Genomic DNA, 9,562 nt, shown 5'->3' with positions numbered 1-9,562 from the left:
GGTTCAGCCCGAACAGGCCCTCACCCTGCGATTCTGGCCACGATGCAGACTGCCAGCCGGGAAGAGGAGTTCCGCGAGTACGTGACGTCTCGCGGTCCCGCCCTCCTGCGCACCGCCCACCAGCTCACCGGGCACGCCTGCGACGCCGAGGATCTGCTGCAGAGCGCGCTGGCCAAGACGTACCTGGCGTGGGACCGCATCCAGGACCGCGGCTCGCTCGACGGCTACGTACGGCGGGCCATGGTCAACATCAACATCTCCCAGTGGCGGCGGCGGAAGCTGGAGGAGTACCCCTCCGACGAACTGCCGGAGACCTTCTCCGAGACCGAGGTCTGCGGCGAGGTCCACGTGCGACTCGAACAGGCGCTTGACCAGCTGCCCGCGCGGATGCGCGAGGCGATCGTGCTGCGGTACTACGAGGACATGAGCGAGCCGGACATCGCCAGAGTGCTCGGGATCAGCGTGGGGACGGTCAAGAGCACCGTCTCACGGGCGATGGCCAAGCTCAGGCTGGAGTTGTGCATTCCCGCTCAGCCGCCGCCCCAGCCGTAGCGCCGGGCCGTACGACATCGCGCATTTTGCGCAGGGCGGAGAGAAAGGTCGCGCGCTCGTCGTCGTCGAGAAGAGTGGTGTAGCAGTCATCGATGTCGGCGAGGTGCCGCGGCAGCACGTCGCTCAGCCGCTCACGCCCCGCGTCGGTCAGCACCGCGTAGGACGCCCGCCGATCGGTCGGGCACGCCATCCGCGCGACCAGGCTCTCACGCTCCAGCCGATCCACCACGCGGGTCACCCCACTCGTGGACAAACCGGTCTGTGCCGCCAGGTCGGTCATACGCAGGCGCTGCTCGGGTGACCGCGACAGCCTGATCAGCGTCTCGAAGTCGATCCAGGACAGCCCAGCCGCCTGGAAGACCGGGTTCATCCGTGCGGACAGGCCGGCATGGACCTCGGCGATCAGGCCCATGGCCGTAAGGCGGGGGTCGTCAAAGGGGCTCACGCTCATACTGTATCTGATGATAGTTGACGCGAGGAATATTCCTCGTGTAGACATTTGTTGCCGCAAGCATCTGCACTGCCCTGACCTTCAAGCCTGATTCAAGGAGACCCCGATGAGCACTCGTACCTGGGACGGCCTGGACATCCCCACCGCCGGCACCTACAAGCTCGACGCCGCCCACACCAACGTCGGCTTCACGGCCAAGCACATGATGGTCAGCAAGGTACGCGGCCAGTTCGCCGACTTCGACGGCTCGGTCACGATCGCGGAGAACCCGCTCGATTCCACGGCCGAGATCACCATCAAGACCGCCAGCATCACCACCGGCCAGCCCGACCGCGACGGCCACCTGCGCAGCGAGGACTTCCTCTCCGCCGAGAAGTTCCCCGAGCTCACCTTCCGGACCACGCGCGTGACCGGGCACTCCGGCGAGGAGTTCACCGTCGTCGGCGACCTGACGATCCGCGACGTGACCAAGGAGATCGAGCTCAAGGTCGAGTACAACGGCGCCGGCACCAACCCGTGGGGCCAGCAGGTGTGGGCCTTCAGCATCAGCGCCGAGTTCGACCGCGAGACCTTCGGCCTGACCTGGAACCAGGCGCTGGAGACGGGCGGCGTGCTGGTGGGCAAGAAGGTCAAGATCGAGATCGAGGGCGAGGCCAACCCGGCCTGAATCCATACGCCTTGCGACCCTGTCCACAGGTGTGGACAGGGTTATCCACAGGCGGTGGACAACATGCGTTGCGTAACCGCTTTGCTGCCTCGCCAGAAGGCCGGTACGCTGTCGGAAGCCACGTGGCTACCGGGAGGCTTCGCCTAGTCAGGTCTATGGCGCCGCACTGCTAATGCGGTTTGGGTTTACCGCCCATCCGGGGTTCAAATCCCCGAGCCTCCGCACGGCATGGTCTTGCCCCTCATGCGCGCTTCGCGCATGGGGGGCAAGGCTGTTTCTCCAGTCGAGCTGAAGCTCGACCCCTGAAGGACCTCCCTCCGGTCGGACGCCCTCCCGGCCCACCCGTTGCCCGGCCAAGTGGTTGAGCAGCTGGATCCCACCCTGGTCAAAGGTGCTCCGCGCGCTTCTTTCACCTCGCTTGCGCCCATCAGTCCTACGTGTGAGGGCACATCGAAAGCTGGCTCCCGATTGATGAACCTTGTGGCCTTGTCGCCAGAAGAGGCGGTCGGGGCCGTGGGTGAGCGATCGATCAGGGCTGTGACGAAAAGGCAGGCTTCGGGACCGGTGGGGCCGAGCCTGGGAGTGGCGGGAGAAGGGCGGCATGAAGGCTTCGATGTCCAGGGGCCATCACTCAAGGTCTTCCACGCCCAGCGTTCTCCTACCCAAGCACACGGACTGCCGAATCCTCGCCTATGGATCGAGGGCGGCGCTCCGTGCGGTCAGATCCCAATAGCTGACAGGCAGACCGTGTGCTGGTGCTTCCAGCAGTGGGAACAGGCCGGTGTCACCGAAGCCCTGCTGGTCGAGCTGTGAGTCAAGGCGCGCCGTCAGCGCGTGGGATCGACTCCCAGAACATCAAGAGCGCCGACACCGTCGGCCGTGACAGCCACCTGTCCGGGTCGCGTGGATGCGCCGGCAGCAGGCTCGCCTGCGCCCGCCACCGCGGGATCAAGCGTCCGCTATGCGGCCTTTCAGGATCTACGCGAAGATCAGGGCCGAAGCGACAAGATCAGAGCTTGCCCGTGAAGGTGGTGGTGTTGTTGCACAGGTTGCCGCCCAGAAAGCAGCGACGAGCCTTGATGACTACCGTGTCGGCGCCCTGCTTGGCGGCGACGGAGAAGGCGAAATCTCTGCTGCCCTTCTTCCGGCCCGCCTCCACCCGGCCGCCGGTGCCGCCGACCCTCTTGCCCGCCTTGGAGAAGCTGACCTCGACGACCGCCGTCCACAGATCCCACTTGGTGTCGTGCACAGTCCCCGAGGCGGCGGCGTAGCCGTCACCGCACACTTTCCACAGGTATTTGACATGACCGTGCTTGGTCTTGAGCGTTGCCCCGCCGCCGGAGCAGCCCCACGCGGCGGCTGTCGCCGGGGCGGGAGCCAGTACGGCGAGAGCGACGGCGGCGGCGGCGAGCGTCTTTAATCCGGAGGTCTTTCGCATGATCGGCAGCCTAGGAGAGCCGCTTGCAACCCACTGTCAGGCGCGCATCCGGGCCACGAGGCCGGTGTCGGAGGACCTGTCCAACGCCGACCGCACTACATCTGCTGCCGGTGCAGGTGGGGTTTACTGCCCATCCGGGGTTCAGATCCTCGGGCCTCCGCAGTGTAGAGGCCCACGGATGTGTCAAGGAGAGCTCAGCCAGGCAGGCAGTTGGCTGGCTGAGCTCGTTGTGTGGGAAGGCCGGTTCGGCAGAGGCGGTTGCCAGGGGTCACTCAGCGTCGGAGGATTGAGGCGGGGAGTGACGCTTATGTCGATGAAGGTGTCTGTCAGGGTTGTGGCGGTGTTCGTGGTGGCTGTCGCGGTTGGGTTTGCGGTGCATCGGGTGGTGTTGGCTCAGGCTGACTCCAGGTCTCCTGTCTCGCCGGCCGTACTGGAGAACGACGGGGATCCCGGGCAGGTTCTCGACTACTGGACGGACGAGCGCCAGCGCGACGCCACCGGAGGGTGAGTTAGCGGTCCTTGACCGTGTTGTAGACGTTGACCGCGGCGTCGCCCAGGTACGGGTCGCGCCACTCGTCGTTGTCGAAGAAGTGCCAGCTGTTGGCGCTGATGATGTAGCCCCAGCCGCGGGGGAACTGGAGATCGTAGAGCACGGGTCCGCCGCTGGCCCCGTGGAACATGTCGCAGTGGAAGCCCATGCGGCTGTCCGAGCCCGGCTTCCAGGTGGCGCCGGTGCAGTACCAGAGGCGCTGGCCGTCCATTTCGGGGCGGTCTTCCGGGGCGGCGTCCTCGGGGTAGCCGAAGGCGTAGACCTGGTAGTCGTGCCGGCCGCTGTTGAAGTGGTATCCCTGGGAGCCCGTGATGTCCTGGACGTTGCCCTGGGAGTTCGGGGCCAGGGCTATGGCGCCGATGTCGTAGGCCCAGTCGCCGTTCTCGGTCCAGCCTCGGGGTGAGGCCGCGGTGCGCCAGCCCCATGTGCCCAGGGAACTGCCGGCGTCGAAGTCGGGGCGGAACAGGAAGTTCGTGAACCAGCCCTGGGCGCCGCCGCCGCCTTCGCGGTGGACGCAGTGTCCGGCGGTCCAGATGGTGTTGCGGTTGTTGGCGTTGATCACGGAGGCGGAGCAGTATCGGTCCGCGCCCTGGTCGTTGGTGTAGAAGAGCTTGCCGATCGTGGTGGCCGGCATCACGCCGTGGCTGTTCCAGCGCTGCGCCTTGACGATGGCGGCGCGGACGTCGCGGGGGGCCGGGCCGGCGGCTCTGGCGGGGCGCGTGCCGGCGGAGGTGAGGGGCGGGAGGCTGGTTTTCGGTACCGAGGTGCTCCTGTTGCCCGCGCCCCGGTTCGCGGGCCGGGTCTCCTTCGCGCCCCTGATGCGGGCCGGGGTCCAGTAGGCGGAGAGTTGCGCCGCGGTCTGACCGGCTTGCTTGACGGCCGCCTGGTCCGGGTCGGCTCTGCTCGCGGTCGCGGCGGTGGCGTTCACTGTGCTCGTGGCGAGGCTCAGCACGCCGAGGATGACGAAGAAGCGCTTTCTTGCTGTACCGAAATTGTGGTTAGCCATCCGTAATATCCTTCTTGTCGGAATTTGTTGGCTGGGTTGCCACCACTCACAGTTCGCGTTTGCGCATCCGTCAAACCCTGCCTCGACCTCCCTGTATGCGCCTATGCATTTCCGAGATGCGCACATCAACAATCAATTGTTGAGATGGGCAGGTCAAGGCTGTCAAAGATGAAATCTTGGAGCGCGGGAATTGCGCTGAATATTCGGGCCATAGCGCCATTTATCCCTTTTAGAGAGGCGCCCTGGATCGCGAAGGGCACCAGGCCCTCTCGGGGCGAGAGATCGAGTCGGCCGCCCCGGAGCGCGTCCCCGACACCGTTGCGGCCCCGCCGGCTGAGGTGGACTGCCCGCTGTCCCCGTTCTCAGCCTTGCTTGAAATGCTGCGCACAGTGCTTGCTTTGCTGTGTATGCTCTGCACAGAGAGGAGATCCCTGATGGCACTTATCGAGGTATCGCAGGACACCAAGGACAAGGTGGCGTTCGCCGCCCGTATGGCAGGCACCACCGAGGGGGAGATCGTGCGGCGCTTGATCCTCGACCCCTCGGCGGGTGGGGAGGCCGTCTCCCCCCAGACGACGGGAGACGGCATCCCCATCTATGCCGACTACGCAGGACATCGAACCCGTGCTCAGTTCATTGCTCCGGCCCGGGTCGAGATCGTTGACGGGCCTCTGGCAGGGAAGTCCTACAAGTCCCCCACCGGGGCGGCTCGGGCCGTCGTCGGGCATTACCAGCCGGAGGTGAACGACAACCGCAACGGCTGGATGTTCTGGGCGATCGAGAACGGTGGCGGGCCTCGCGTCTGGCTCCAGACGATTCGTCCGGAGTAGGCACCAAGACGTGTTCTGCGGTAGCGCGCGCAGAATCCACACTTCATCCGCATCGATAGCGCCAGGTCCGTTTTGCCAGACGGGCTGAATCGGTCGATGGAGTCCCAGGATTTCCGATGCCCGCGGGTCTCTCGGCGCGAAGCCGGGACAGGGCGGACCGAGTCGCCCTGAGGGTGTCAGAAGCCGCCGGTGGTGCCGTCGTTGTAGAAGTCCGCGCCGCGGATCACGTCTCCCGTGTCGTTCTGGCCGCCGGTCGGGGAGGACGGGGTGTTGAGGTCCTGCCGGCGCGCCCTCCGGCGGCGGAATCGTCGCTTGGCGAGGATCTGGCGGATGCGGCGGCGTAACCATCTCATGGACCGCAAGGCTAGGGGCAATGTGTCCAGGCGCGGCCGCGTCCCCAGGAGCAGGTGTCGATCTTCTTGAGGTCGGATGACCGGTGGATGCTCGCGGTGTCGCCGTCGTTGTTCCATACGTACTGGCCGCGGTTCCAGTACACGGTGGAGGTGCCGTCGTCGCCGGTGCCGGTGCGGACCGTCACCGTCTTGCCGGGCTTGAGGACTAACGCCAGGAAGCGGTACTTGTAGCCGGTCTTGTCGCGCAGGATCCACTTCTCCATCTGGATCGGCTTGCGGGTGGTGTTCTTGAGGACGACGTACTCGGCGTTCAGGCTGGTGCTGGAGCGGGTGTCCTTGCCCGGACTGTCGTAGTACACCTTGATGATCTGTACGGCGGGTGCCGCGGCCTGGGCGGGCATGCCGATGAGGGCGGCGGCGGCCAGGGTGGCGGCGGCTGTCCGAAGGAGGAGGCGCATCGTCGGATCCTCTGCGTCCGAAGGGAACGGGAACGCTCCATGGGACGGGTGGTCCATGCCGGTGGTTGTCGGCCTGGCCGCATCCGGTCAGCAGGGGTCGGGTACGGAAGCGGGCTCCCCGACGGACGGAGCCCGCGCACCGAGAAGGCCCGGCCTACAGGTGGCGGGCGGCTATGTAGCCGAAGGTCATCGCCGGGCCCAGGGTTGAGCCGGCGCCGGCGTAGCTGCGGCCCATGACCGGGGAGGAGGCGTTGCCGGCGGCGTACAGGCCGGGGATGACGGTGCCGGCGGTGGTCAGGACGCGGGCGTGGACGTCCGTCTTCAGGCCGCCCTTGGTGCCCAGGTCGCCGGGGACGATTTTGAGGGCGTAGAAGGGCGGGAGCAGCAGGGGGGCCAGGCAGGAGTTGGGGATGACGGCGGGGTCGGTGAAGTAGTGGTCGTAGACGCTGTCTCCGCGGCGGAAGTCCAGGTCGCGGCCGGTCCAGGCGAAGCCGTTGAAGCGGGTCAGCGTCGAACTCAGGGCGGAGGCGGGGACGCCCATCTTGGCGGCCAGGCCGTTCCATGACCATGACTTCACAACCGCGCCCGCGCTGTACCAGGAGCCGGGGAAGTCCAGCGTCGGGGCGATGTCCTTGAACAGGTAGCGGTTGCGGTAGTTCTGGTCGATCACCAGCCACGCCGGGATCGCGTCCCGCTCGTACATGACGTGCACGACGTCGCTGTACGGCGCCGCCTCGTTGACGAACCGCCGCCCGGCCTGGTTGACGATCAGGCTGCCGGGCAGGGTGCGTTCGGCCAGGCAGAAGTACGGCTCGCCGGGCAGCGGGATGGACGGCCCCCACCAGGCGTCGTCCATGAACTCCACGGCGGCGCCCACCTGGAGGCCCGCCCGGTGACCGTCGCCGGTGTTGGCGGCGGCGCCGACGGTCCAGTCGGTGCCGATGGGCTGTTCCTGGTACTGGTCGCGCATGGCGTCGTTGTGCTCGAAGCCGCCGGAGGCCAGGATGACCGCGCGGCGGGCGCGTACCAGTGTCTGGGTCCCGTCGCGGGTGACGAGGACGCCGGCCACGCGGCCGTTCTCCACGCGCAGGTCGGTCAGGGGCGTGTTGAGCCAGACGGGGACCCCGGCCTGGGCCAGTCCGGCGCGTAGCGCGCCGGCCAGCGACTGTCCCATGGTCAGGGGCTCGATGCCGCGCGCTTTGGCGGCCAGCCACCGGGCCGCGCCCTCCAGGGCCACGGCGGCGCCGCGGGCGTTGACGAGGGCGAGGTTGAGCCACTTGTAGTCGGCGCTGAAGATGACCTCGCCGGCGGGGACGGGGATGTAGGCGGGGTTCAGGTTGGCCAGTTCGGCGCCGAGGAGGTTGCCGTCGAACAGGTCCGGCTCGATGGAGCGCCCGTTGGGCAGGCCGCCGGGGAGTTCGGGGTAGTAGTCGGAGTAGCCCTCCATCCAGCGGAACCGCAGCGGGCTGTTGCGCGTGACGAACGAGATCATCGCCGGCCCGTTGGCGAGGAACGCCGCCTGCTTGTCCGCCGGCACCCCGCTGGGCCCGACCACGGCTCCCAGGTACGCCGCGGCCTTGGCCGGAGTGTCCGGTACGCCCGCCGCCAGGATCGTCTCGTTGTTGGGAACCCAGATCCCCGCTCCCGACCTGGCCGCCGAGCCGCCGAACGTCGCGGCCTTCTCCACGACGAGCGTGCTCAGCCCTCGTTTGGCCGCGGTGAGCGCGGCCGTCATCCCCGCGGCCCCCGCTCCGACCACGACGACGTCGAACTCCTGTGTGGCGGCGGCGTCGGCGTGGGCGGCGCCGGCCCCCAGGATCAGCAGCCCGGCTCCGGCCGCGGTGCCGCGTAAGACGGTCCGGCGGGTGGGGTGGGGGTGTGCAGGCATGGCGGAACCCTTCGCAACGGAGTGAAGTACGGCCTCGCGCCAAGGGCCACAGCCACCCAAGCATGCGTTTGGTTCGATCACCTGTCAACCGTCAGCGGTACCGCCAGCCGGGCGGGAAGATGAGGGCCCGCATGCCGTGGCCCTCCAGCTTGCCGATCCATTCGTCGCCCGTCGGCAGGATGGTGCCGTCGCCGTCCAGCGCGCTCTTCACGGGCGTGTAGCCGAACCCGGAGCCGAACAACCGGGCGGCCAGCTCGCCGCCGCGCGTCGCCGGGCCGGGAAGGGCCAGCTTGGCGGCGTCGTAGCCCAGGATGTAGCCGGTGTTGGCCGTCACGATCTTGCCGAACTCGGTGGCCGACGGGTCCACGTCCCTGCCGTGGGCCACGTCCACGGAGGCGTCGGCGGCCATCGAGCCCGCGGCGTAGGCCGCGCCGTCCACCGCGGCGTAGTTCAGGGTGGTCAGGACGTACTTCGGGAAGGTCAGCTGCAGAATCCTGGCCACGTTGTGGAGGAAGACGGACTTCAGGACCTGGGCCAGCTTGACCAGGCGGGCGAGCTGGGCGGCGGCCATCGCCTGGGCCACGCCGTACAGGGCGGTGGTGAGGGGCTGGAAGGCGACCAGCCACAGCAACTGCATGATGGCCTTCTCCAGCTCCACGAACCGCTCGCGCACGTCCTCCACCATGCGCGCGTACGCCTCGCAGCCCACCGCGATCACCCGGCAGTCGTTGGCGAAGGCGTAGGGAAAGAACCTGAGGTTGGTCAGGTAGAGCTTCGAGAAGGCGTCCACGCCGTCGCCGGAGTTGTTGAGCCAGACCGTGGAGGCGGCGGCGTTCGCCCTGGTGGCGATGGCCCCGTCGCCGCGGTCCAGGTCGTCGGCCAGCTCGCGGAAGGCCTTGGCGGCCTTGCGCAGTTCGCCGGGCGGGATCTCCGGCGCGGTCACTCCCGCGTAGACGCGCAGCGCGACCATTGAGCCCGTGCCGCCGGCCATGAGGGCCAGCAGCAGCGCGTTCACGGCCATCGGTACACCGGGACGTCGGCGATGCGCAGGTCGTCGGCGATGCCCCAGTCGACGGTGGCGACGTTGCGGCGCATCATCAGCAGTCCCTCGGCGAGGTCGCGGTAGGCCTCGGCGAAGTCCTCGATCATCTCCGGCATCTCCCGCCGCTTGGGGCCGTACCAGGCGACGAACGCCTCGTCCGCCTCCTCACCCACGGGCCAGGCGCCCAGCCGTCCCAGGATGTCCTCGGCTTTCCGCACCGATCTGGCCAGGTCGTCGGCCAGGTCCGTGAAGGCGGGCGCGGCCTGCTTCGTGAGCTGGTCGTGCGCGATCGATGTGTCTCGCATGCCGGACATGCTGCGGGCCGGA

General features: G+C 67.8%; 12 protein-coding genes and 1 tRNA gene. 5 read left to right on the top strand and 8 right to left on the bottom strand.

The features are described 5' to 3' along the window. The first annotated feature begins 42 nt into the window (after window positions 1-42). Window positions 43-552 (top strand): SigE family RNA polymerase sigma factor, encoded by a 510-nt coding sequence (locus ACIBI5_RS15430; RefSeq protein ID WP_397247141.1) that lies wholly within the window; start codon window positions 43-45, stop codon window positions 550-552. Here the strand turns inward: ACIBI5_RS15430 and ACIBI5_RS15425 are convergent. Next, a complete protein-coding gene (locus ACIBI5_RS15425) occupies window positions 506-1,003 on the bottom strand; it encodes a MarR family winged helix-turn-helix transcriptional regulator (protein WP_379615512.1) in 498 nt (165 codons plus the stop codon). The two genes, ACIBI5_RS15430 and ACIBI5_RS15425, sit on opposite strands and share 47 nt — an antisense overlap. Before the next feature lie 106 nt (window positions 1,004-1,109). Between ACIBI5_RS15425 and ACIBI5_RS15420 the strand changes: the two genes are divergently transcribed. Further along, complete coding sequence (locus tag ACIBI5_RS15420; RefSeq protein ID WP_397110381.1) at window positions 1,110-1,670, top strand: YceI family protein; 561 nt, start codon at window positions 1,110-1,112, stop codon at window positions 1,668-1,670. 132 nt (window positions 1,671-1,802) lie between these two features. Further along, window positions 1,803-1,892, top strand: a tRNA-Ser gene (locus tag ACIBI5_RS15415). Between the two features lie 787 nt (window positions 1,893-2,679). On the opposite strand, the gene ACIBI5_RS15410 is transcribed toward ACIBI5_RS15415, so the two are convergent. Then, the gene (locus ACIBI5_RS15410; protein ID WP_397247139.1) at window positions 2,680-3,108 is read right to left on the bottom strand and encodes a hypothetical protein; all 429 of its coding nucleotides are present in this window, start codon (window positions 3,106-3,108) and stop codon (window positions 2,680-2,682) included. Between the two features lie 307 nt (window positions 3,109-3,415). Between ACIBI5_RS15410 and ACIBI5_RS15405 the strand changes: the two genes are divergently transcribed. Further along, window positions 3,416-3,616: a hypothetical protein gene (locus ACIBI5_RS15405; RefSeq protein ID WP_397247138.1), complete on the top strand. Its 201-nt coding sequence runs from the start codon at window positions 3,416-3,418 to the stop codon at window positions 3,614-3,616. Between the two features lies 1 nt (window position 3,617). On the opposite strand, the gene ACIBI5_RS15400 is transcribed toward ACIBI5_RS15405, so the two are convergent. Then, the gene (locus tag ACIBI5_RS15400) at window positions 3,618-4,664 is read right to left on the bottom strand and encodes a hypothetical protein (protein ID WP_397247136.1); all 1,047 of its coding nucleotides are present in this window, start codon (window positions 4,662-4,664) and stop codon (window positions 3,618-3,620) included. Between the two features lie 434 nt (window positions 4,665-5,098). On the opposite strand from ACIBI5_RS15400, the gene ACIBI5_RS15395 reads away from it, so the two are divergent. Continuing rightward, entirely contained in the window at window positions 5,099-5,494 is a 396-nt protein-coding gene (locus ACIBI5_RS15395; RefSeq protein WP_397247134.1) for a hypothetical protein, read from the top strand. A gap of 176 nt (window positions 5,495-5,670) precedes the next feature. Here ACIBI5_RS15395 and ACIBI5_RS15390 read toward each other — a convergent pair whose 3' ends face one another. The 5 genes from ACIBI5_RS15390 to ACIBI5_RS15370 form a co-directional block, all read right to left on the bottom strand. Continuing rightward, a complete protein-coding gene (locus ACIBI5_RS15390) occupies window positions 5,671-5,847 on the bottom strand; it encodes a hypothetical protein (RefSeq protein ID WP_379615567.1) in 177 nt (58 codons plus the stop codon). Window positions 5,848-5,858: 11 nt separating this feature from the next. Beyond that, window positions 5,859-6,305 carry a lamin tail domain-containing protein gene (locus ACIBI5_RS15385; protein ID WP_397247133.1) on the bottom strand — a complete coding sequence of 149 codons (447 nt, stop codon included), beginning with the start codon at window positions 6,303-6,305 and terminating at the stop codon, window positions 5,859-5,861. A 154-nt stretch (window positions 6,306-6,459) separates the two neighbouring features. After that, entirely contained in the window at window positions 6,460-8,193 is a 1,734-nt protein-coding gene (gene kstD / locus ACIBI5_RS15380; protein ID WP_397247131.1) for a 3-oxosteroid 1-dehydrogenase, read from the bottom strand. Between the two features lie 91 nt (window positions 8,194-8,284). Beyond that, entirely contained in the window at window positions 8,285-9,214 is a 930-nt protein-coding gene (locus tag ACIBI5_RS15375; protein ID WP_397247129.1) for a hypothetical protein, read from the bottom strand. Beyond that, entirely contained in the window at window positions 9,205-9,540 is a 336-nt protein-coding gene (locus ACIBI5_RS15370; RefSeq protein WP_397247128.1) for a hypothetical protein, read from the bottom strand. Before ACIBI5_RS15370 ends, ACIBI5_RS15375 begins: the two co-directional genes overlap by 10 nt. Window positions 9,541-9,562: the final 22 nt, after the last annotated feature.

Origin of the sequence: Nonomuraea sp. NPDC050540 (genome assembly GCF_044457485.1) — a bacterium.
Classification (GTDB): Bacteria; Actinomycetota; Actinomycetes; order Streptosporangiales; family Streptosporangiaceae; genus Nonomuraea.
This window is presented reverse-complemented; position numbering and strand designations above follow the sequence as displayed.